This window comes from Nonomuraea turcica (genome assembly GCF_030718205.1).
Classification (GTDB): Bacteria; Actinomycetota; Actinomycetes; order Streptosporangiales; family Streptosporangiaceae; genus Nonomuraea.
Window position 1 is genome coordinate 230,509 of the sequence record NZ_JAUZQF010000018.1, and the last position, 21,611, is coordinate 252,119.

At 70.3% G+C, this 21,611-nt stretch carries 17 protein-coding genes; 6 read left to right on the forward strand and 11 right to left on the reverse strand.

The window, feature by feature from the left end:
* The first annotated feature begins 194 nt into the window (after nt 1-194).
* The 4 genes from Q9G87_RS39565 to Q9G87_RS39580 all read left to right on the forward strand — a co-directional run bounded on the left by Q9G87_RS39565 (nt 195) and on the right by Q9G87_RS39580 (nt 4,067).
* On the forward strand, nt 195-1,859 hold the full coding sequence (locus Q9G87_RS39565) for an endo-1,4-beta-xylanase (protein ID WP_305921706.1): 1,665 nt from the start codon (nt 195-197) through the stop codon (nt 1,857-1,859).
* 111 nt (nt 1,860-1,970) lie between these two features.
* Complete coding sequence (locus tag Q9G87_RS39570) at nt 1,971-2,789, forward strand: maleylpyruvate isomerase family mycothiol-dependent enzyme (RefSeq protein WP_305921707.1); 819 nt, start codon at nt 1,971-1,973, stop codon at nt 2,787-2,789.
* 67 nt (nt 2,790-2,856) lie between these two features.
* Complete coding sequence (locus tag Q9G87_RS39575) at nt 2,857-3,321, forward strand: AAA family ATPase (protein ID WP_305921708.1); 465 nt, start codon at nt 2,857-2,859, stop codon at nt 3,319-3,321.
* Nucleotides 3,318-4,067 (forward strand): tRNA(His) guanylyltransferase Thg1 family protein, encoded by a 750-nt coding sequence (locus Q9G87_RS39580; protein WP_305921709.1) that lies wholly within the window; start codon nt 3,318-3,320, stop codon nt 4,065-4,067. Before Q9G87_RS39575 ends, Q9G87_RS39580 begins: the two co-directional genes overlap by 4 nt.
* Before the next feature lie 33 nt (nt 4,068-4,100).
* On the opposite strand, the gene Q9G87_RS39585 is transcribed toward Q9G87_RS39580, so the two are convergent.
* From Q9G87_RS39585 to Q9G87_RS39605, 5 genes are read right to left on the reverse strand one after another with little or no spacing between them, the layout of a single operon-like run.
* Nucleotides 4,101-5,513 (reverse strand): AMP-binding protein, encoded by a 1,413-nt coding sequence (locus Q9G87_RS39585; RefSeq protein WP_305921710.1) that lies wholly within the window; start codon nt 5,511-5,513, stop codon nt 4,101-4,103.
* Complete coding sequence (locus Q9G87_RS39590; RefSeq protein WP_305921711.1) at nt 5,510-6,115, reverse strand: VOC family protein; 606 nt, start codon at nt 6,113-6,115, stop codon at nt 5,510-5,512. The genes Q9G87_RS39585 and Q9G87_RS39590 overlap by 4 nt, the downstream gene beginning before the upstream one ends.
* Nucleotides 6,116-6,167: 52 nt before the next feature.
* A complete protein-coding gene (locus Q9G87_RS39595) occupies nt 6,168-6,989 on the reverse strand; it encodes a carbohydrate ABC transporter permease (protein WP_305921712.1) in 822 nt (273 codons plus the stop codon).
* Complete coding sequence (locus Q9G87_RS39600) at nt 6,986-7,903, reverse strand: carbohydrate ABC transporter permease (protein WP_305921713.1); 918 nt, start codon at nt 7,901-7,903, stop codon at nt 6,986-6,988. Before Q9G87_RS39600 ends, Q9G87_RS39595 begins: the two co-directional genes overlap by 4 nt.
* On the reverse strand, nt 7,900-9,255 hold the full coding sequence (locus tag Q9G87_RS39605) for an extracellular solute-binding protein (protein WP_305921714.1): 1,356 nt from the start codon (nt 9,253-9,255) through the stop codon (nt 7,900-7,902). Before Q9G87_RS39605 ends, Q9G87_RS39600 begins: the two co-directional genes overlap by 4 nt.
* Nucleotides 9,256-9,340: 85 nt before the next feature.
* Between Q9G87_RS39605 and Q9G87_RS39610 the strand changes: the two genes are divergently transcribed.
* Nucleotides 9,341-10,516 carry an ROK family transcriptional regulator gene (locus Q9G87_RS39610; RefSeq protein WP_305921715.1) on the forward strand — a complete coding sequence of 392 codons (1,176 nt, stop codon included), beginning with the start codon at nt 9,341-9,343 and terminating at the stop codon, nt 10,514-10,516.
* Nucleotides 10,517-10,633: 117 nt separating this feature from the next.
* Complete coding sequence (locus Q9G87_RS39615; RefSeq protein ID WP_305921716.1) at nt 10,634-14,338, forward strand: S8 family peptidase; 3,705 nt, start codon at nt 10,634-10,636, stop codon at nt 14,336-14,338.
* Nucleotides 14,339-14,344: 6 nt separating this feature from the next.
* Here the strand turns inward: Q9G87_RS39615 and Q9G87_RS39620 are convergent, their stop codons facing one another.
* Genes Q9G87_RS39620 through Q9G87_RS39645 form a run of 6 tightly spaced genes read right to left on the reverse strand, consistent with a single transcriptional unit; the run spans nt 14,345 to nt 21,539 of the window.
* Entirely contained in the window at nt 14,345-15,937 is a 1,593-nt protein-coding gene (locus Q9G87_RS39620; protein ID WP_305921717.1) for an ABC transporter ATP-binding protein, read from the reverse strand.
* Entirely contained in the window at nt 15,934-16,974 is a 1,041-nt protein-coding gene (locus tag Q9G87_RS39625; RefSeq protein WP_305921718.1) for a serine hydrolase domain-containing protein, read from the reverse strand. Before Q9G87_RS39625 ends, Q9G87_RS39620 begins: the two co-directional genes overlap by 4 nt.
* On the reverse strand, nt 16,971-18,200 hold the full coding sequence (locus Q9G87_RS39630; RefSeq protein ID WP_305921719.1) for an anhydro-N-acetylmuramic acid kinase: 1,230 nt from the start codon (nt 18,198-18,200) through the stop codon (nt 16,971-16,973). Before Q9G87_RS39630 ends, Q9G87_RS39625 begins: the two co-directional genes overlap by 4 nt.
* Complete coding sequence (locus Q9G87_RS39635) at nt 18,200-19,027, reverse strand: ABC transporter permease (RefSeq protein WP_305921720.1); 828 nt, start codon at nt 19,025-19,027, stop codon at nt 18,200-18,202. Before Q9G87_RS39635 ends, Q9G87_RS39630 begins: the two co-directional genes overlap by 1 nt.
* A complete protein-coding gene (locus Q9G87_RS39640; protein ID WP_305921721.1) occupies nt 19,024-19,992 on the reverse strand; it encodes an ABC transporter permease in 969 nt (322 codons plus the stop codon). The genes Q9G87_RS39635 and Q9G87_RS39640 overlap by 4 nt, the downstream gene beginning before the upstream one ends.
* Complete coding sequence (locus tag Q9G87_RS39645; protein WP_305921722.1) at nt 19,992-21,539, reverse strand: ABC transporter substrate-binding protein; 1,548 nt, start codon at nt 21,537-21,539, stop codon at nt 19,992-19,994. Before Q9G87_RS39645 ends, Q9G87_RS39640 begins: the two co-directional genes overlap by 1 nt.
* Nucleotides 21,540-21,611 lie beyond the last annotated feature (72 nt).

A 21,611-nucleotide genomic window follows, 5' to 3' on the forward strand; every position in this document is an offset into this window, starting at 1 on the left:
CCGGTAGGTACGTCGCGCTAGAACCCCGCGGCCGTGAAAGTTTCATCTATGCGCCGATAGTTTCTGCTGCCCAACTGCTGCTTTAGCGACTGCCCGCGACCGGCATTGACCGCTCACTTGCATGTCAATACCGTCTGCGGTGCGATCCAAGCGGGATCGAAACTTTCGGGTCGAGTGCCTGCCTCCGGAGGTAGATGTTCGTGCTGTCGTCCTCGTTCGCCAGAGTCCTCGCCTTGGCGGGGATGTCCTTAGCCTTCCTCCTGCCCGCCAGTTCGGCCGACGCGTCGGCGTCCCTGCGCACGCACGCCTCCGCCAAGGGCAAGTTCATCGGGGCGGCGCTCGCCACTAGCCCGCTGTCCAATGAGACCTCCTACCGCAATATCGCGGCCACCGAGTTCAGTCAGGTCACCGCCGAGAACGCGATGAAGTGGGACGCCACCGAGCCCAGCCAGGGCCAGTTCAACTTCTCCGGCGCCGACGCCATCGTCAACTTCGCCACCCAGAACAACCAGCAGGTCCACGGCCACACCCTGGTGTGGCACAGCCAGACCCCGAGCTGGGTGCAGAACCTCGGCGCCAGCGCCATGCGCACCGCCATGCAGAACCACATCAGCCAGGTCGTCGGCCGCTACGCCGACAACGCGACCGTGGTCTCGTGGGACGTGGTGAACGAGATCTTCGACGACAACGGCGGCTGGCGCTCCTCGTTCTGGTACAACACGCTCGGCCAGAGCTTTGTCGCCGACGCCTTCCGCGCCGCCCGCGCCGCCGACCCCAACGCCCGGCTGTGCATCAACGACTACAACGTCGAGGGCATCAATGCCAAGAGCACCGCGATGTACAACCTGGTCTCGTCGCTGCGCCAGCAGGGCGTGCCCGTCGACTGTGTGGGCTTCCAGGGTCACCTCGCGATCCAGTACGGCTTCCCGAACGACCTGCAGCAGAACCTGCAGCGCTTCGCCGACCTCGGCGTCCAGGTCCGCATCACCGAGCTGGACGTGCGCATGCAGATGCCCAGGGACGCCACCAAGGACGCCACCCAGGCCACCTACTACCGCAACGTCGTCAACGCCTGCCTGGCGGTGACCGCCTGCGCCGGCGTCACGATCTGGGGCTTCACCGACAAGTACTCGTGGGTGCCGGACACCTTCCAGGGCCAGGGCGCCGCGCTGATCTACAACGAGAGCTACCAGGCGAAGCCGTCGTACAACGCCGTGCACGACGCGCTGGCCGGCGGCACCACCACCGACACCACGCCGCCGACCACGCCGGGCACACCCACGTCGAGCAACGTGACGTCCAACTCGGCCGCCCTGACCTGGGCCGCCTCCACCGACAGCGGCGGCAGCGGGCTGGCCGGCTACAACATCTACCGCGAGCAGGGGGCCACCGACACGCTGCTCGGCCAGAGCACCACGAACTCGACCACGCTGACCGGGCTGAGCTCCGAGACCCAGTACCAGGTCTACGTGCGGGCCCGTGACGGCGCCGGCAACCTGTCGGGGAACTCGCCGCTGGCCACGTTCACGACGCTGTCGGGACCGGGTGGCGGGGGCCCCTGCACCGCGGCCGGCACCGTGCAGACCCAGTGGAGCACCGGGTACGTGGTGCAGCCGGTGACCGTCACCAACACCGGCACGTCCGCCATCACCGGCTGGACCGTCACCTTCACCCTGCCCGCCGGCCACACGCTCACCGGCTCGTGGAACGCCGACGTGACGGTGAGCGGGCAGACCGTCACCGCCAAGAACGCGGGTTACAACGGCAACCTGGCCCCGAACGCGAGCACCAGCTTCGGGTTCCAGGTCAGCCGGCCGAACGGGAACACTCAGACGCTCTCCGGATACACCTGCGCCTGATGTTCCGCGAATCCCCTGGGCGCTTCTCCTGCCGCCCAGGGGATTCTCTCTGCCGAAGATATTGACAATTAAACCGTCGAGGTCTGTCGTTCGCCATAGGAGGTGAACGGCATGAACGAATGGGATGCCACCTCGTACGCGGGCAAGGACACCATCCTGCGGGTCGTCAGGGACGAGGCCGATCGGCTGTTCGCGCTGGCCGAACCGGAGGAGGCATGGGAGGCGCCGACCGCCTGCCCAGGCTGGACGACGCGTGACGTGGTCGCGCACATCGTCGACACGACCGAGGGATACTTCGCCGCGTTCGACGCGGCTCGACGCAGCCAGGACTTCGGCGCGGCGTACGGGCTGCCCGGGATGGGCGATCGGGTCAACGAGCAGGCCGTGGCGCTGCGCGGGATCCCGCAGAAGGAGCTGCTCGACCGGCTCAAGACGGACCTCGAGCAGATGCAGGCGATCCTGCGCGAGCTCGGCGAGGACGAATGGGCCGGGCTCACCGTCCCGCACTTCTACATGGGCCCGCTGCCCGCGTACTTCTACGCGGCAGGCCAGCTCATGGACTACGCCGTGCACTCCTGGGACATCCGGCAGGGGACCGGCCGGGCGCACGGGCTGTCGGGGGAGGCGGCCGATCTGCTGGTGCCGTTCATGTTCGTGCTCTGGCAGTCCACGATCAGGCAGGAGGCGGACCTGACGACGCCGTTCGAGCTCGGCATCCGGGTGGGCGGGGTCAACGGCGGAGACTTCCGCGTGTCGGTGGGGCCGGGCGGGATGACGTACGAGCAGGGTGACCTGGGCGGGTTGCCGACCGTCATCGAGTTCGACGCGGGGAGCATGGTGCTCACGACGTTCGGGCGCAGCAACGCCGGCACCGTCAGGGGCGACCTGGCGATCGCCGACCGCTACCTGAACCTGTTCTTCCGTATCTAGAGCCGTGGGCCGCCGGTGCGCATACCGGCGGCCGCGTGCTGTTACGGTTGGCCCGTAATGTGGGGTGATGACTGATCGGGAAGTGGCCGTTCTCATCGGCCTGCAGGCTTCCGGTAAATCCGCCTTCTACCGGCGATGCCTGGCTGCCACTCATGCCCATGTGACCAAGGACGATTTCCCCAACGCGCGGCACCGGCAGCGACGCCAGCTCCGTCTGATCCGTGAGGCGCTGGAGGAGGATCGGAACGTGGCGGTCGACAACACCAATCCTTCACCCGAGGAGTGGCGGCCGTTGATCGTGACCGGGCGGGAGCACGGGGCGCGGGTGGTGGCCTATTGGTTCCCGCCGAACCTGAAGGGATCTCTCCAGCGCAACGCGGAACGGCTCGGCCGGGCGCGCGTGCCGGAGGTGGGCGTCTTCTCGACGTACAGGCGGATGCGGCGCCCCCGGGTGGCCGACGGGTTCGACGAGGTGGCCGTGGTGGAGTTCGACGGGCGCGGTGGCTTTCTCGTGCGGAAGGAGGAGGGATGAGGGGCGACCGGTTGGAGGCGGGGATGCGGGCGCGGGAGTGGTTTCACTCGCTGACGCTGCTGCCCGGTGCGTGGGCGATCGTGCGGGTGGATGGGCGCGCATTCTCCCGCTACACGGAAGGCCGCTTCGACAAGCCTTTCGACGTGCGCTTCCGCGAGTTGATGGCAGTCGCGGCGCGGAGCCTGCTGGAGGAGTTCCAGGGGTGTTACGCCTATGCGCAGAGCGATGAGATCTCTCTCGTGCTGCCTCCCTCCTTTGACCTGTTCGGGCGGGAGGCGGAAAAGCTGGTGTCGATCTCGGCAGGCGTGGCCTCGGCGGCTTTCACGCACGCGGCGGGCGAGCCGGTGCACTTCGACAGCAGGGTCTGGCTGGGCAGCTCGGTGGAGGACGTCGTCGACTACATGTCGTGGCGGCAGGCCGACGCCGCCAGATGCGCACTGAACGGCTGGTGCTACTGGACCTTGCGCAGGGACGGCAGGACGGCGCGGCAGGCCGGCAAGCTGCTCGAACACACCACGGTCGCCGACAAGAACGAGCTGCTGTTCCAGCACGGCGTGAACTTCAACGAGCTGCCTGCCTGGCAGCGCCGCGGCATCGCCTTGTGGTGGGAGACGCACGACCATCAGGGGCACGACCCCCTCCGCGGCGTGGACGTGGTCACCCAGCGGCGGCGGGTGCACGTGGAGTGGGATCTGCCCATGAAGGACGACTACCGGCGGCTCGTGGAGCGGCTGGTCACCGGCTGACCGCCGGCAGCGGTCGCGGAGTTCGCTCAGCGCTCACCCCAGGTCGTGCCCTCCGGCCGCCGGCAGCTGGTGCTTGGCCACGCGCGCGGTGGGCGTCCGGGGGAGGGTGTCCAGCCGCTGCCAGAACCTCGGCACCTTGTACGGAGCCAGCCGCTCAGCCGTCCAGTCACGCAGGGCCGCCAGGTCCAGCTCGCGCCCCGGAGCCGCGACCACGAACGCCTTCACCTCCTCGTCCGTCAGCTCGGACGGGACCCCGATCACCGCGCACTCCAGCACGTCGGGGTGGGCTTCCAGGGCCTCTTCGACCTCCAAGGGCGAAAGGTTCTCGCCGCGGCGCCGTATGACCTCCTTTTTGCGGGCCACGAACGTGTAGGTGCCGTCGGGGTTGGCCGTCACCAGATCGCCGGTGTGCAGCCAGCCGTCCTTGACGGCCTTGGCGGTTTCATCGGGCATGCCCCAGTATCCGGGCGTCACAGCGGGGTTATGCAGGAGCAGCTCGCCGTCCTCAGCCACCCGCGCGTGGTTGATCGTGCCCAGCGTGGGGTGCTGGCGGGGCGTGCCCAGGGTCTCGTAGGGTCGGGCGCCGCGGGGCCAGATCAGCCCGTACGGGGTCTCCGACAGGGCGTAGCCGACGACGATCTCCAGGCCGAAGCGGCGCTCGATCTCCAACTGCCGTTCGCGGGCCGGTGCCGGGCCCGTGTAGCAGAGCTTGAGCGGGTTGTCGGCGTCGTCCGGCCTTTCCGGCTGCCGCATGAGGATCTCCAGCATGGCGCCGATCGCGTTGAACTCGGTGGCGCCGTACCGCCGGGCATCGTCCAGGAAGGAGCCGGCCGAGAAGCGGGGCAGGAGGACCAGGCCGGCGCCGCAGGACAGCGAGCCCATGACCGAGTAGGCCGGGGCGTTGATGTGGAACAGCGGCAGCGACGTCATCAGGCGGTCCGCGCCGGTCAGGCCGAGCCAGTGGGCGAAGCCCTGGCCGGCCAGCGCGTACGCCCGGTGGGTCTGCATGACCAGTTTGGAGCGGCCTGTGGTGCCGGAGGTGGGGATGAGCGCGGCCAGATCGTCCGGCTTCACCAGGTCCGGAGGAAGGTCGGCGGGTCGTGGCCATGGGCCGGGGTCACGGATGACGTGGGCCGGCTTGGCCTGCTCCATGAGGGCGTCCAGCTCGCGGTCAGTGCTGCGCGGGTTCACGGGGAGGCTGATGGCGCCCAGCGTGGTCAGAGCCAGCCAGCAGATCAGGTCTCGCGGGGTGGTCCTGGCCACGAGCATGACGACGTCGCCGTGCCGCACGCCCCGGGCGGCCAGGGCCTGCGCCTCGCCGCCCACCAAGGCGGCGGCCTCGGCGAACGTGATCATCGAGTCGCCGTGCAACCACGGGCGCTCGCCGCCGGCGGCGGCGGCGAGCACCTGCGGGATCGTGGCCGGGAGCGATCCGGGGGTGGTCAAGGCTCCAGCGTGATCCCTTCGCGCCTGAGGTCCTCGATGATGCCGTCCACCAGACGGGTGGCGACCGTGTGGCGCAGCTCGCCGTGGTCACGCAACTCGCGCACGGCGGGAACGGGATCCGGGTCGGCGAACAGCCGCTCGTCGGCGTAGTCCACCGGCCGGCCGGTCGGGTCGATGGTCCACCAGGACGCCTCCAGCGCGATGCCGTTGGGGTCGCTGAAGTAGATCGACCGCAGGAACCCGTGGTCGATGACGTCGGTGACCTCGCACCCATGCGCCTTGAGCCGGTCGCGCATCCGGTTGAGCGCGTCCTCGTCCGGCAGGTGTAGCGACAGGTGATCGAACTGCGCTGCCTTGGCGTACGGCACGCCCGCGGGCTTGGCGAAGCTGTCGAGCGGCTGGTCCGCGTACTCGAAGAAGGCGACGGTGTTGCCCGGCGCCACCTCGAAGAAGTAGTGCTTGAACGCGGGCACGGCAAGGGTGGTGACCAGGCGGGCGCCGAGCACACCGTGCCAGAACCGCACGGTGGCGTCCATGTCCGCGGTCACCAGGGCGAGATGGTGCACGCCGCGCCAGTGCACCGGGTCGGGGTTTGCGGCCATGCGTCAACCGTACGCCTTTCAACTATCCCTGGTAAGTGAGGACTACCTGCCTTCAGCCCTTCACCGAGCCGGCGAAGCTGAAGGAGCCGGCCAGGTATTTGTTGACCGCGACGTAGAGGACCACGGCCGGGGCGGTGTAGAGGATGGAGAAGGCGGCCAGCTGACCGTAGGCGACCTGGCCGTACTCGGAGAAGAACGTGAAGACGGTGACCGCGGCCGGCTGCTTCTCCGGGGTGTCCAGCAGGACGAACGGGGCGAAGAAATTGCCCCACTGGCCGACGAAGACGAAGATCGCGACGACGGCGATGCCCGGGGCCATCAGCGGGCCGACGACGGCCGTCAGGGAGCGGATCCAGCCGGCCCCGTCGACCCAGGCCGCCTCCTCCAGGTTCACCGGCACGCCGTCCATGAAGTTCTTCATCATCCAGATGGAGAACGGCAACGAGCTCGCCGTCAGGAACAACACCATCGCCGGGACCGAGCCGTACAGGTTGAAGCGGAAGAACATCGCGTAGACCGGCACCAGGATCGCGGTCACCGGCAGCCCGGTGGTGAACAGCAGGGTCAGCATGAAGTGGCGGCGGTAGCGCAGCTGGTAACGCGACAGCGGATACGCCGCCAGGCCCGACACCAGGACGGTCAGGATCGCCGTCGAGCCCGAGATGACGATCGAGTTGATCAGCGGAAGGATGATCGTCTCCCAGGTCAGGACGGCTTCGAAGTTGTCCAGGGAGAAGGTGAGCGTGGGCGTGGCGGACAAGGTGGCCTCCGGCTGGACCGAGGCGATCAGCACCCACAGGAACGGCCCCAGGAAGGCCAGGGCGATGAGCAGCAGGGCCAGCACCGCCGCGCCCCTCGCGGCCAGCCGCATCATGCGTCCTCCACCTTGATCAAACGCAGGTAGATCAGCGAGAACAGGGCTCCGATCACCAGCATGACGAGGGCGATCGCGGAGCCGTAGCCGATCTCGAAGTAGCGGAACGCCTGCTCGTACATGTACAGCGGCGTCGTCTGGCTGGCCGTCCCCGGGCCGCCGCCGGTGAGGGCGTAGATGAGGCCGAAACTGGCCAGGGTCTGCAAGGTGATCAGCATGAGGTTCGCCATGATGGAGCGGCGGATCAGCGGCAGCGTGATGTGCAGCAGGCGGCGGCCGGGCCCGGCGCCGTCCACCGCGGCGGCCTCCACCAGGTCGGCGGGGACCTCCGAGAGCGCCGCCGAGTACACCAGCATCGAGAACGCCGTGCCGCGCCAGATGTTGGCCAGGATGACCGCGAGCATCGGCGCCGTGTAGAGCCATTCCTGCTCGATGCCGAGCGCCGTGTTGAGCGTGCCCTCCTCGGCCAGGAAGGAGAACCAGCAGGCCGCCGCCACGACCTCCGGCACCACCCAGGCGGCGATCACGACGCCGTTGACCACGCTGCGGGTCACCCGGCCGCGGCCGCGCTGGAGAAGGGCGATGATCAGGCCCAGGGTGTTCTGGCCGATGACGGCCGAGCCGATGACGAAGACGAACGTCAGGAAGAACGAGTTGAGGAAGGTCGGGTCGCCGAAGAGCTTGATGAAGTTGGCCAGGCCCACGAATCGCGAGTTCACCGACGCCGAGCCGGTGAGCGTCTCGTTCGTGAACGCGATGTAGACGCTCCAGAGGATAGGCCCGGCCAGGAACAGGGCCAGGATGACCAGGGCCGGGCCGAGGGGGAGGAGCCAGCGCAGAACCCCGCGCCGCGCCGGGCCGCGCACGGGCGGGCTCGTCACGGGCGGGGACTGCGGCGCGGTGGCGACCGTCATCGGGCCAGGACCTTGTCGGGGCCTCCCACGGCGGAGGGCAGCGCCTGGACGTACGCGGCCGTCGCCTCCTCAGGGGTCTGCGCGCCCGTTGTGACCGCCTCCATGGCCTCCTGGACCTCGGTGGACACCTTCGGGTATTCCTCGAAGGCGGGCCGGTAGTGGGTGACCGAGGCCAGGTCGGTCCAGAACTTGATGCTCGGGTTGCCCTCGCTGTACTTCGGGTCGGCGGCCACGTCCTTGCGGGCGGTCAGGTCGCCGGTGCCGACCGAGTACGCCGTCGAGTTCTCCTTGTTGGTGGCCACCGTGATGAAGTCGAACGCCTCCTGCTTGTTCTTGGCGTAGGCGCTCATCGCGATCACCCAGCCGCCCGACATGCTGACCGCGCCCGGCGGCTCGCCGTTCTGCGTCGGCATGCGCGTCCAGCCCATCTTCTCCGTCCACTCCGGCCACGGCTTCGTGCCGGTCGCCTTCCACGCGGAGGACGCCCAGGCGCCGTCGAGGGAGATGCCGAGCTCGGCGCCCGGGAACCACTCGAGCGTGATCTTGTCGCCGAGCTTGGCGTTGTGCGCGTCGGCCTGCTTGGGGCCGAGTTCCTCGCGGTAGATGGTGTTGATGAAGGTCAGGGAGTCGGTGAAGTTCTTGCCGCCGGCCAGCCACTTCTTCTGCGTCTCGTCGTAGAGGGTGCCGCCCGGGGTGCCGTACAGGAGCATCTCGAAGCCCTGCATGGTCGACGCCTCGCCGTGGATCTTCGTGGAGTACATGGCGAAGGGGATGACGCCGGGGACCTTTTGCTTGATCGTACGGGCCGCCGTCAGCACGTCGTTCCAAGTCTTCGGCTCCCACGGGACCGGCAGTCCGGCCTTGGCGAAGACGTCCTTCTGATACCAGAGACCGCGCGTGTCCGTGCTGATCGGAACGCCGTAGACCTTGCCGTCACCGCCCATGGCGGCCTGCTTGACCGAGTCGGGGAACTGGCTGCTCCAGTCGGGCCATTTGGCCAGGTAGTCGTCGAGCGGGGCCAGCTTGCCCGCCGCGACGTCCGCGTTGACCTGGAACGTGTCGTGGTAGTAGACGTCGGGCGCCGAGTCGGGGGAGCGGTTGAGCAGGGCCAGCTTGGTGTAGTAGGCCTCGTTGGTGCCCTGGACCGCGGTCAGCTTGACCTTGACGCCGGGGTGGGCGGCTTCGTACTGCGTCTTCGCGCCGGTGAGCATCTTCTCCAGATGCGGCCACGTCGGCTCGACTCTGTAGAGGACTTCGAGTTCCTTGCTGCCGGAGGTGTCCTGCGCGGGGTCGGCGCCGCAGCCGGCGACGACCGCGAGGAGCAGGAGGGAACCGGCCAGCGGACGTTTCATCACGGCCTCCCCGTGTTGCCTTGGGTTGACGTGACGGTAAATCTTTTTGATTTACTTAGTCAATACTTTGTGTTGACATATTGACATGCAGCTCGGCACGAACCTGCCCAAGATCGGCAGCTACAACCGGGCCGTGGTGCTGGAGGCCGTTCAGGCCTCCGACGGCATCAGCCGGGTGCAGATCGCGGCCCGCACCCGGCTCACCGCGCAGACGGTCTCCGTGATCGTGCGCAGGTTGCTGGAGGAGGGCCTGGTCGTGGAGGACGGCTCGGCGCCGTCGAGCGGCGGCAAGCCGAGGACGATCCTGCGCGTTGATCCGGCCGCCGGGTACGCGGTCGGCGTGCACTTCGATCCGAAGGAGATCTCGTGCGTGCTCGCCGACCTGGCGGGGCGGCCGGTGGCCCGCTCGCACCTGGCCGTGCGGCCGGGGCTCAAGCCGGAGGCGGTCATCCGGCAGATGGCCAGGGCGGCGCGACGGATCCTGCGTGAGGCGAGGGTGCCGGACGGGAAGGTGCTGGGGGTGGGGCTGGCCTGTCCCGGGCCGCTGGACGGGGACGGCGTGATGGTGTCACCGCCGCGGCTGCCGGCATGGGAGCAGGTGCCGATCAAGAAACTGCTGCGGGAGCACACGCGGTTCCCGGTGACCGTGGACAACGACGCGACCGCCGCGGCGATCGGGGAGCGGTGGGCCGGGATCGCGCGGACCACGCCCAGCTTCGCCTACCTCTATTTGGGCACCGGCATCGGTGGCGGGATCTTCCTGGACAACCAGGTGTATCGGGGGCGGTCGATGAACGCCGCCGAGTTCGGGCACATCACGGTCGAGCCGGACGGGCCCGAGTGCCACTGCGGGAATCGGGGGTGCGCGGAGGCAATCTGCTCGCCGAGCGCCATCGAGGCCGCGATGGGGGGACATTTCTCGCATGCCGACATTTGCGCTGCCGCCGCGCGAGGGGAGGCCGCGGCGCGCGAGGTGATCGAACGGGTGGCGGGGCGGCTGGCCGATGCCGCCGTGAGCGTGGTGAACATGCTGGACATCGACCTGCTGGTGCTCGGCGGGCCCGCGCTCAGGGAGGTGGGGGAGATCTACCGGGAGGTGATCGCGGCGGCCACGGCGAGCCGGGCGCTGGCCCGGCGGCTGCACACCGTGCGCGTGGAGACCTCGCCGATCGCCGCGGACGCCGCCGCGATCGGCGCCGCCTCACTGGTCTTCCACGCCACGTACGCGCCCAGGCTGGCGACCACCCTGCTCGGCGGCTGAGCTTGCTGGCGGGTTTACGACAAGTCGGGATCTGGCCACACCGACCTCATAGACAATGGCTGGTCAGGATGACTAGGAATTCGGTATTCATGCTTACCGATTCTGTGGAGGTCGTCCATGCCGCGTGGGACAGGGCGATGGCGGCGGAGCACCGTGGTGGCGGGCGTCCTGGCCATGATCGCCGCGCCGCTCTCGGTGCCTGGCGCGCACGCGTCCGCCGCGTCGCTTCCGGTTTCCGGCGCGGCGAGCGACGAGATCACGCTGATCACCGGTGACCGGGTGCGGGTGACGGCCGTGGACGGTGAGCACAGCACGGTGACGGTCACCCCCGCGCCGCGGGCCGACGGCTCCGTGCCGACGTTCCAGGTGCTGGAGGCGGACGGCGCGGTGAGCGTCATCCCCGACGACGTGGCCGCCCTGGTGCCGGAGCGGCTCGACAGCGCGCTGTTCGACGTGACGGAGCTGGCCGGCCAGGGGTACGGCGCCGACCTCCCGCTGATCCTGGACTACGCGGGGCCCACGCCCAAGCCCGCGATCCCGGCCGTGAAGCAGGTCCGGACGCTGGAGAGCATCGGCGGCGCGGGTGTCACGGTGGCCGCGGCCGACACCCCCAGGCTGGGTGCCGAGCTGACGAAACTGGCCCGCGCCCGAGCCACGGGACCGCTGGCGGGCGTGTCGAAGATCTGGCTCGACCGCAAGGTCAAGCCGGTGCTCGAATACAGCGTCCCGCAGATCGGCGCTCCCGCGGCGCGGGCCGCCGGGTACGACGGCGCGGGCACGACCGTGGCCGTGCTCGACACCGGCGTGGACGCAGAACACCCCGACCTCGCCGGCCGGGTCGCCGACCGGCGCGACTTCGCCGGCGCGAACGTCACGGACGACCCCCACGGCCACGGCACCCACGTGGCCTCCACGGTCGCGGGCGCCAAGGGCGTCGCGCCCGGCGCGCGACTGATCAGCGGCCGCGTGCTGGACTCCACCGGCCACGGCCTGTCCTCCTGGATCATCGACGGCATGGAATGGGCGGCCGGCGAGCAGCACGCCCAGATCGTCAACCTGAGCCTCGGCGCCCGCGAGGCGGGCGGCCCGCTCACCGACGCGCTCTCGCGGCTGACGAAGCAGCATGGCACGCTGTTCGTCGTGGCGGCCGGCAACGACGGTTGCGACCAGTGCGTGGGCACCCCCGGCGACGCCCCCGAGGCGCTGACGGCCGGCGCGGTGGACCGGGAGGACCGGCTCGCCGGCTTCTCCAATCGCGGCCCCGTCGCCGCCGACCAGGCCGTCAAGCCGGACGTGACCGCGCCAGGCGTGGGCATCACCGCGGCTGAGCCCGGCGGCGGTCACGTCGCGATGTCCGGCACCTCGATGGCCGCTCCGCATGTCGCGGGTGCCGCCGCGCTGCTGCGCCAAGCTCGTCCCGGCATCACAGGCGGCGAGCTGAAATCCCTGCTCATGGCCACCGCCGCAGCGGGCAGGGACATCCCGGTCGACGCGCAGGGCGCGGGCCGCATCGACGTGGCCGCCGCGCTCAAGGGCTCCGTCGTGGCCTCGCTCGGCTCGGCCCACTTCGGCCGGCTCGGCACGGGCGAGCGCAAGAGCATCACCGTGACCTACCGCAACCTCGGCCAGGCGCCTGCCGAGCTGGACCTGACCAGCGGCGCGGCGTTCACGGTCCAGCCCCCGAAGCTGACCGTCCCCCCGTCGGGAACGGCCGAGGCCACGGTCACGGTCACGGCCGCCGAGCCGGGTCGGCTGCGCCAGGAGCTGACGGCCGCCGTCGCGGGCGGCCGGCCCGTACGCACCCTGCTGACGGGTGTCGTCGAGGACCGGCGCGTCGAGCTGCGGGTACGCGGCATCGCCAGGGACGGCCGCACCGCACGCGGCGGCTTCACCGTGCTCAACCTCGACGAGGGCACCCTGGTCGGCCGGGTGCTCCCCGGGAACCCGGCGCAGCCGTGCACCGACCAGAAGTACGGCACCGGCACCTGCCTGCTGGTCAAGCCCGGCACCTACTCCGTGCTCGGCCACGTCTTCACCATGCCGGCCACCCAGGACAGCACCGCCGCCGGCAAGCCGCTCAACGAGAGCCTCCTCGGCGACCCGGAAATGGAGATCACCGAGAACACCGAGGTCGTGCTGGACGCCCGCAAGGCCGTCGAGGTCGAGATCGAGACACCCGACCACAAGACCAAGCGGAACACCGGCGCGGCCGCCGCCCTCATGTGGTATCGCTCCGGTGAGCAGGGCACCGCGCTGCGCGGCGGCACCACGATCTCGCCCGGCGCGCACATCGAGGAGCGGCTGTTCGTCCAGCCCACCAGGAAGGTCACCAAGGGCGTCTTCACCGTCGCCACCCGCTGGCGACTGAAAGCTCCGGACATCGCCTTCACCGCGCCAGGACTTCGTCTGGAGCCGCAGTACGTGGACCCGGTCCAGTTCAGCGACTTCTCCACCGAATACCCGCGCCTGGACGGCACCCGGCTGCTCATGGCCGTGGACGCCGGCCGGGGCACCGCCGAGGAGATCCAAGCCCGCGATCTGAGGGGCAAGCTGGCCGTCATCCGGCGCGCCGACGGGGTGCCGGTCTCCGCCCAGGCCAACGCGGCCGCGGCCGCCGGGGCCGCGATGGTGGCGGTCTACAGCGACCGGCCCGGCACCGACGTCACCACCGGCGGCAACAAGGTCAAACTCGCCGTCCCGACCGTCCGGCTCACCCACGAAGAGGGTCTGCGGCTCATCGAGCGGCCGGTGCCGGTCCTGGCCAAGGGTGTCGTGGCCAGCCCGTACGTGTACGACCTCTACCTGCGTGAGAAGGGCCGAGTTCGCGACCGGCTCCAGTACGTGGTCCGCGCAAGCGAGCTGGCCAGGATCGAGACCGGCTATCACAGCCAGCTCGCCGACGACGTGACCGTGAACGAGACCAGGTTCGCCTTCGAGCCGTGGGACACCCTGTCGATCTCCACAAACCACCCCATGGCCAAGGTGCCGCGTACCCGGGTGGACTATGTCACTCCGGACCCCGAGGTGCGGTGGAGCTCGTCGGCGATCAGCCCGGAGCGGTCCTACAACAACATGTGGCCGCACCCGGACACCCCGCGCGTCTCGGCCTCCTCGCCCGACTTCCGCCCCTACCAGGCGGGGGAGCGGGTGAGCCGCACGGTGTTCAAGCAGCCGCTGCTGCCCGGCGTCAACCCGCGCAACCCGCTGCGCAGGGAGGGCGACCGGTTGCGGATCTCGATGCAGGGTTTCGTGGACGCGGGCGGCAACTACGGCGAGGCGTACACCAGTCCGTACGAACGCGGCCTGAAGACCAGCTTCCGGCTCTACCGGGACGACACGCTGCTGCTGCAGACGAACCACCTGCCCTCGGGCACGGCGACGCTGCCGGCCGGGCGGTCGGCGTACCGGATCGAGTACGACCTGATCAACGAGGCCGAGTGGGCCAGGATGTCCACCCGCACCAAGGCCGTCTGGACGTTCAGCTCGGAACGGGCCGCGCAGACCACGGTGATCCCGCTGCTGCTGGCCACGTTCGACGCGCCGGTGGACCTGACGAACCGGGCCGCCTCGCGCAGGCTGGGCCTGACCCTCTCCCATCAGGAGGGCGCAGAGCAGAGCGCGGTCAAGAGCGTGTCGCTGGAGGTGTCGTACGACGACGGCGCCACCTGGCGGCCGGCCCGCCTGCGCGACAAGGGCGACCGGAGCTACGAGACCACGCTGGACCGGTCGCCCTCTGGATTCGTCTCACTGCGGCTCACCGCCGCCGACGTCGCAGGCAACTCGCTGACGCAGGAGGTGATCCGCGCCTACGCGGTGCGCTGAGCGGGGTCAGGGCCTGCCCGGGATCGCGGCCAGCAGCTCCCGGGTGTAGTCGTCGGCGGGACGGTCGAAGATCTCGTCGGTCGTGCCGCTCTCCACGATCCGCCCGTCGCGCATCACGTGCACCGCATCGGAGATCATCCGTACCACGGCCAGGTCGTGGCTGATGAACAGGTAGCTCAGCCCCAGCTCCCGCTGCAGCTCGGCGAGCAGCTCCAGGATCTGCGCCTGGACGATCACGTCGAGCGCCGAGACGGCCTCGTCGAGCACGACCAGCTCCGGCGAGAGCGCCAGCGCCCGCGCGATGGCCACGCGCTGGCGCTGGCCGCCGGACAACTCGTGCGGCAGCCGCTCGCCGAGCGAGGCCGGCAACGCCACCTTCTCCAGCAGCTCGGCGGCGCTCTGGCGGCGTTCTGCCGCCGTGCCGACGCCGTGCACGCGCAGCGGCTCGGTGATCGACTTCTCGACGGTGTAGCGGGGGTCGAGCGAGGCGTACGGGTTCTGGAACACCGGCTGCACCCGCCGGCGGAACGCGAACAACTCACGCCGCCCGAGCCCGGCCAGGTCCGTGCCGTCGAAGCGGATGCTGCCCGCGGTGGCGTCGTCCAGCCCGAGCAGCAGGTTCGCGGTCGTCGACTTGCCGGAGCCCGACTCGCCCACGATCGACACGGTACGGCCCTTCGGGATGGTGAACGAGACCGCGTCCACCGCGGTCAGCTCCTCACCCGTGCCCCTGATCGGGAACACCTTGCGCAGGCCGTCGACCACCACCAGGTCCTCCGCCGCCGTCTCCGGACGGGCCACCCGCACCGACGACAGGCTCGGCACGGCTCGCAGCAGCCGCTTGGTGTAGTCGTGCTCCGGCTCGGCCAGGATCCGCGCCGCCGGCCCGGTCTCGACGATCTCACCCTGGTACATGACGGCCACGACATCGGCCCGCTCGGCCGCCAGCGCCAGGTCGTGCGTGATGAGAAACACGGCCGTGCCCATGTCCGCGGTGAGCCGCCCGAGCTGGTCGAGGATGCGCCGCTGCACGGTCACGTCCAGCGCCGACGTCGGCTCGTCGGCGATGAGCAGCCGCGGCCGGCAGGCCAGCCCCATGGCGATCAGCGCCCGCTGCCGCATCCCGCCGGAGAACTCGTGCGGGTACTGCCCGATCCGCCGCGCCGGGTCGGGGATGCCCACCATGTCCAGCAGCTCCAGCACGCGTGCCCGCGCCGCCTTCCCGGCGGCCACGCCGTGCACCTCCAGGGCCTCGGCGATCTGGTCACCGATGCGCAGCAGCGGATTGAGGTTGGACATGGGGTCCTGCGGGACCAGGCCGATGCCGGCGCCGCGGATCGCGGTCATCTCCCGCTCGCTCGCCGTCGCCAGGTCGCGTCCCTCGAACACGACCCGGCCCGAGGTGATGCGGCCGTTGTCCGGCAGCAGCCGGTTGACCGCGGCGGCCGTGGTGGACTTGCCCGATCCCGACTCGCCGACCACCGCGACCGTCTGGCCCGGCATGATCTCCATGGAGACGTTCTTGACGACGGTGACGTCCTGCCTGCGGGTGCGGAAGGCGACCGACAGGTCGCGGATCTCCAGGAGCGGGCTACTCATGCGGTCCTCGATCGTTGCGTGGTGGCCTGCAGCAGGCGGTGCCAGAGGTCCTCGGCCGGCGTCGGGGCGCCCGCGACGAGCAGGCGGTTGCTCGCCACGACCAGGGAGACGTCCCGGCCGGGCACGAAGCCGATCGCGCAGCCCACGTAGCCGGGGTGGCCGAGCACCGTGACCGTCTCGCCCGCCAGGTCCAGGGAGTAGCGGCGGAAGCCGAGCGCCTGCTCAGGGTCCGGCCCAGGGGCGAAGAACTCCCGGGCGACCTCGGGCCGCCACAGCCGGTCGTGCTCCTCGTACCGGGACAGCGCGGCGCAGTATTTGAGCAGGTCGGGCACGGTCGAGAACAGCCCGGCGTGCCCGGCGACCCCGTCGAGCGCGTGGTAGGCGTTGCCGTCGGCCACCTGGCCGAGCACGGGCTGGCGCCGCCAGCGGGTGAAGTCGGTGCTGCGGTACGGGACCGGGTACGGCCTTCCGGTGTCGAGCATGGTCATCTCGACCCGGTCGTCCAGGGCGCCCATGGCCACCTCGGTGCCCGTGGGGCGGGCGTACGTGGTCTGGGTGAGGCCGAGCGGCCGGGTGACCAGCTCGGCCACCGCCCGGTCCAGCCGCAGCCCCGTCGCGGCCGTGACGATCCGGCCGAGCAGGATGAAGCCGAGGTCGGAGTAGTGCCGCGCGCGGCCGGGCCGGTAACGCGGCGGCGGTGGCTGCGCCTGGATGTAGAGCGGCCACCATTCCCACAACCCGCCCCGGTGCAGGAGCAGCTCCCGCACGGTGATCGCCTCGTACGACCGCGGCAGGTATGCGCTCAGCGGCGCGTCCAGGTCCACCAGCCGCTCCGACACCAGGCGCATGAGCGCCGTCGTGGTCGCCACGATCTTCGTGACGGAGGCCAGGTCGTGGTAGGTGTCCAGGGTCATGGGCGCCTCGCCCGAGAGCTCGCCGCCCTCCACGCGCACGGTCCGGTGCCCGGTGCACTCGGTCAGCTCGAACCAGGGCGTGCGCGCGGCCATGACCAGGCCGGGGGGCTCGTCCGGGCTCATCGGGTCAGCACCAGCGAACGCGGCGGCTCCGCCATCGGGGCGGGCAGGACAAGCGGGCCCGCGCCCGGCGTCAGCGTGCCGAGGACGCGGGCGGCCCGCGCGCCCGTCCCGCCGGGCACCGTGCCGGGCAGACCGTGCGCGGTCAGCCAGCCGATCAGGGCGAACGCGATGGCCTCCTTGTCGTCGGCGGGCGCGCCGAACGCATCGGACGGCGCCACCTCCACGCCGGGCAGCGCCGCGCGCAGCCCGCGCATGATGACGGGGTTGCGGCATCCGCCGCCCGAGACGACCAGGGCGCTGACGCCGGCGGCACGCACGTCGTCGGCGACGGTGCGCACGGTCAGCTCGGTCAGCGTCGCCACCAGATCCGCGTCTCCGATCGTGCCGGTCGCCGCGGGATCCCGGTCGCCGGCGGCGCCGGTCGCCGCCGAGCCGGCGCCGCCGGCCCGCAGACCCGCTCTGGCCAGCGCGGCCTCCACATATCCCAGGTGGAACAGCTCCTTGCCGGTGCTCTTGGGGGCGGGCAGCCGGTAGTAGGGCTCGTCGAGCAGCACCTCCAGCAGCCGAGCGTCTACGCGCCCCGACGCCGCGATCGCGCCGTCCTCGTCGAACCCCCGGCTGTTCAGCCGCCGGCTCGTCACCACGGCGTCGATCAGCGCGTTCGCCGGGCCGATGTCGTAGGCGAACAGCTCGCCCCCGCGCACCACGGTCATGTTCGCGATGCCGCCCAGGTTGAGCGCCCCGGCCCCGCCGGGCTGCCCGCCCAGCAGCAGCCCGTCGAGCACCGACACCAGCGGAGCCCCATGCCCGCCCGCCGTGATGTCGCGGATGCGCACATCCGACAGCACGGGAACGCCGGTTCGCTCGGCGATCCACGCGGGCTGCCCGATCTGCAGCGTGCCCCGCGCCTGCGAACCCTCCACCCAGTGGAACACCGTCTGCCCGTGCGACACGATCAGATCGACGGGACCGCCCCGCTCGATCGCCTCGGCGGCGGCCGCGGCGAAGCTCTGCCCGATGAGCGTGTCCAGCACGCACACCTCCGCCAGCGTCGTCCTGGCCGGCGGCAGCGCCGCGATCAGCCGGGCCCGCAGCTCGCCGGTGTACGGCGTGCTCGCCGTGTGCCCCACCCGGCCCTCCAGCACCTCACCAGCACGCGAGAAATCGACGACGGCCACGTCGATCCCGTCGTGCGAGGTGCCGGAGATCATCCCGAGAACCCTCATCAGAGCCTTCCTCGATTACGCGGGTCAAGCGTGTCACGCAGGCCGTCACCCAGCAGATTCAACCCCACCACGAGCAGCACGACGACCGCGCCCGGCGCGATCAGCGTCCACGGGGCCACGAACACCAGGCTGCGCGCCTCGAAGATCATCGAGCCGAGCGACGGGGCCGGCGGCGGCGTGCCCAGGCCCAGGAAACTCAGCGACGCCTCCGTCAGCACCGCCCACGACAGCGACAGCGCCACCTGGACCACGATGATCGAGGTGATGTTCGGCAGCACGTGCCGCACCATGATCTGCGCGCGGCTCAGGCCCGTGGCGACCGCCGCCTTCACGTACTCGATCTCCCTGAGCGACAGCACCGGGCCGCGGGTGACGCGGATGAAGATGGGCACGTACACGATGGCGATCGCCACGGCGATCGTGAACCAGTTGCGGTCCAGCACCGCGGCCAGCGACAACGCCAGCAGCAGCGGCGGGAACGCGAACAGCACGTTCGTCACCCCGCCGATCGCCCCGTCGGCCCAGCCGCGGTAGAAACCCGACACGAGCCCGCCGAGCGTGCCGATCACGGTCGCGAATGTCACCGCCACGACCGCGATGAGCGCCGAGTTCCCCACCCCGGCCGCCACCCGCGAGAACACGTCCCTGCCGAACTGGTCGGTGCCGAACAGGTGCGCGCCCGACGGCGACTGGAACCGCGCCGGCGGGTTCTGCGCGATCGGGTCGTACGGCAACAGCCCGAAGTACGCCAGCACCGCCACCCCGGCCAGCACCACGAGGATGACCGAGCCCGCCAGCGCGGCGGGACTCCTGCGCAGAGCCGTCACGACGCCCTCACCCGCGGGTCGATGATCCGGTAGAGCACGTCGGTCAGCAGATTGACCAGCACGAACGCCAGCGCGATCACCAGCACCGTGCTCTGCACCACCGCGTACTCCTTCTGCTGGATGCCCAGCAGCACCTGCCGGCCGATGCCCGGCACCGAGAAGATCTGCTCGACCACGACCGCGCCGCCGAGCAGGTAGCCGAACTGCAGGCCGGTCATCGTCACGATCGGCACGAGCGCGTTGCCGAGCACGTGCCTGACCTGCAGCAGCCGCTCCGGCACCCCCTTGGCGCGGGCGGTGCGCACGAAGTCGTGCGAGCGCACCTCCAGCACCGCCGCCCGCGTGGTGCGCAGGATCGGGGCCGCGATCCCGAAGCCGAGCACGAGCGCGGGCAGCACCATCTGCTGCAGGTTGAGGAGCGGATCCTGCAGCAGCGTCGCGAAGCCCTGCCCGTTGGGGTTGAACCCGAACGACGCCGCGAAGATCGACAGCAGCGTCGTGGCCAGCAGGAACGCCGGGATCGACAGACCCGCCAGGCTCACCGCCTGCCCCACGGCGTCCCGCGGGGCGCCGGCCTTCGACGCCGACAGCATGCCGAGCGGCACGCCGATCAGCAGTGCCAGCACGATCGACAGCACCGCCAGCTCGAACGTCACCGGCAGCGACTGCGACGTCAGGTCGAGCACGCTCTGCTGGTTACGCGCCGAGTAGCCCAAGTTCCCCGTGACCATGTTGCCCAGCCACGAGAAGAACTGCGTGACCAGCGGCTGGTCGAGGCCGTAGTAACGCTCGAGCGCCGCCCGCTGGGCAGGGGTGAGCGCGGCGGCCTCGGTGCCGAGCCCCGCCGTGATCTGGTCGCCGGGAATCGCCCGGAGCATGACGAACACGAACACGGCCACCCCGAACAGGGTGCCGAGCGTGCCCGCCACGCGCCGGACGACGCGGTTGCGTACGAGAGAGCGCATCAGCCGGCGGACGTGGTGCGCAGATACTGCAGCGAGCCGTTGGCCATGGGCGTGAAGCCCTGCACGCCCGCGGTCGTCGCCGTGTAGGTGAAGCCGGAGAACAGCCAGATCCAGGCGGCGTTGTCCTCCAGATGGGCGGCGACCTGGTCGTAGATCGCCTTGCGGGCGGCCTGGTCGGTGGTGGCCTTGCCCTCGGCGAACAGCCGGTCCAGCTCGGGGGAGCTGTAGCCGGCGACCTTGTTGAGGTTGCCCTTGCTGGTGAAGTAGCGCCCGTAGGAGCCGTCGGGGTCGGGGCGGCCGCCGTTCAGCGCGACGGCCGCGTCGAAGTCGGCGGCCACCCAGCGGTCCACGAACGCCCCCGACTCCAGCACCTCCAGCTCCAGGTTGATCTTGGCCTCGGCGAGCTGGGCCTTGAGGTTCTGCGCCTCGTTGACGGACGTCGCGTACTCGCCCTGGGAGACGATGGCCTTGACGGTCACCCCGCCTGACTTGCCGGCCTTGCTCAGGTAGTCGGCGGCCTTGGCGAGGTCGCGGCTGGGGCAGGGACGCTTGTTCGGGTCCGACTTGAACGCGGTGGCCGTGATAGGCCCGGTCACCTCGCCCTCGCCGAGCGCGGCGGTGTCGAGCACCTGCTTGCGGTCGATCGCGCACTGGACGGCCAGGCGCACGTTGACGTCCTTCAGGTCGCCCTTGCGCGCGTTGAGCTGGAGCACGTGGTAGCTGAGCTGCGGCGTCTTGGCGACCGTGATCGTGCCGCCGCCCTCGGCGGTCTGAGCGACCAGCGGGTCGTTGAAGACCGCCAGCTGCACGTTGCCCGACTGCATCGCCGAGACGATGGACGACTCGTCGGGGATCACCCGGAACTCGACCGTGGGGACCTTCGGCTTCTCACTGCCCCAGTACGTGTCGTTCCTGGCGAGGGTGATCGACTGGCTGGGCACGCGCTTGCTCAGCGTGAACGGCCCGGTGCCGTTGGGGGTGGCGTTGAGCTTCTCCTCGGTGTCGTCGGAGGACAGCATCGCCATGTTGACCGTGGCCAGGTTGGCGGGCAGCGCGGCGTCGGGCCCGGTCAGGCTCAGCACCACCGTGGCCGGGTCGGGCGCCTCGACCGACTTCACCGACGACAACGACGCCATGGCGACCGCCGCCGTGGCCTCGTCCATGATCTTGTCGAGGGAGTGCTTGGCGTCCTTGGAGTCGAACGCGCTGCCGTCGGCGAAGGTGACGCCCTGCCGGAGCTTGAGCGTGAGCGTCTTGCCGTCCTCGGAGGTCTCCCACGACTCGGCCAGCCCGGGCACCACGTTGAGGTCCTTGTCGAACTCCGTGAGCGTCCCGTACAGGTTCTGCAGCACGTTGACGGCCTGGAACTGGGTGGCCTTCCAGGGGAAGAGCGTGTCCGGGTCGGAGGTGACGCCGACCACGAGACCCTTGGCGGCGCCCGTGCCTGTGCTGGTGCCGGTGCCGGGCCCGGAGGAGGATGAACAGCTGGTGAGGGCGATGGACAGCGCCGCCGTGAGGGCGACCGTGGAGAACGCGCCACGGGGCATGTGGCCTCCTCAGGCAGTAGGTCATAAAATTACGCAGACCTTACCACTGGGGTATTTTCTTTTCCCTCCCAG

Excerpts from the sequence above, each read along its gene's own strand:
- Q9G87_RS39565 (WP_305921706.1), top strand. The coding sequence starts at position 195 with ATGTTCGTGCTGTCGTCCTCGTTCGCCAGAGTCCTCGCCTTGGCGGGG.
- Q9G87_RS39570 (WP_305921707.1), top strand. The coding sequence starts at position 1,971 with ATGAACGAATGGGATGCCACCTCGTACGCGGGCAAGGACACCATCCTG.
- Q9G87_RS39575 (WP_305921708.1), top strand. The coding sequence starts at position 2,857 with ATGACTGATCGGGAAGTGGCCGTTCTCATCGGCCTGCAGGCTTCCGGT.
- Q9G87_RS39580 (WP_305921709.1), top strand. The coding sequence starts at position 3,318 with ATGAGGGGCGACCGGTTGGAGGCGGGGATGCGGGCGCGGGAGTGGTTT.
- Q9G87_RS39590 (WP_305921711.1), bottom strand. The coding sequence starts at position 6,115 with ATGGCCGCAAACCCCGACCCGGTGCACTGGCGCGGCGTGCACCATCTC.
- Q9G87_RS39595 (WP_305921712.1), bottom strand. The coding sequence starts at position 6,989 with ATGATGCGGCTGGCCGCGAGGGGCGCGGCGGTGCTGGCCCTGCTGCTC.
- Q9G87_RS39600 (WP_305921713.1), bottom strand. The coding sequence starts at position 7,903 with ATGACGGTCGCCACCGCGCCGCAGTCCCCGCCCGTGACGAGCCCGCCC.
- Q9G87_RS39605 (WP_305921714.1), bottom strand. The coding sequence starts at position 9,255 with ATGAAACGTCCGCTGGCCGGTTCCCTCCTGCTCCTCGCGGTCGTCGCC.
- Q9G87_RS39610 (WP_305921715.1), top strand. The coding sequence starts at position 9,341 with ATGCAGCTCGGCACGAACCTGCCCAAGATCGGCAGCTACAACCGGGCC.
- Q9G87_RS39615 (WP_305921716.1), top strand. The coding sequence starts at position 10,634 with ATGCCGCGTGGGACAGGGCGATGGCGGCGGAGCACCGTGGTGGCGGGC.
- Q9G87_RS39620 (WP_305921717.1), bottom strand. The coding sequence starts at position 15,937 with ATGAGTAGCCCGCTCCTGGAGATCCGCGACCTGTCGGTCGCCTTCCGC.
- Q9G87_RS39625 (WP_305921718.1), bottom strand. The coding sequence starts at position 16,974 with ATGAGCCCGGACGAGCCCCCCGGCCTGGTCATGGCCGCGCGCACGCCC.
- Q9G87_RS39630 (WP_305921719.1), bottom strand. The coding sequence starts at position 18,200 with ATGAGGGTTCTCGGGATGATCTCCGGCACCTCGCACGACGGGATCGAC.
- Q9G87_RS39640 (WP_305921721.1), bottom strand. The coding sequence starts at position 19,992 with ATGCGCTCTCTCGTACGCAACCGCGTCGTCCGGCGCGTGGCGGGCACG.
- Q9G87_RS39645 (WP_305921722.1), bottom strand. The coding sequence starts at position 21,539 with ATGCCCCGTGGCGCGTTCTCCACGGTCGCCCTCACGGCGGCGCTGTCC.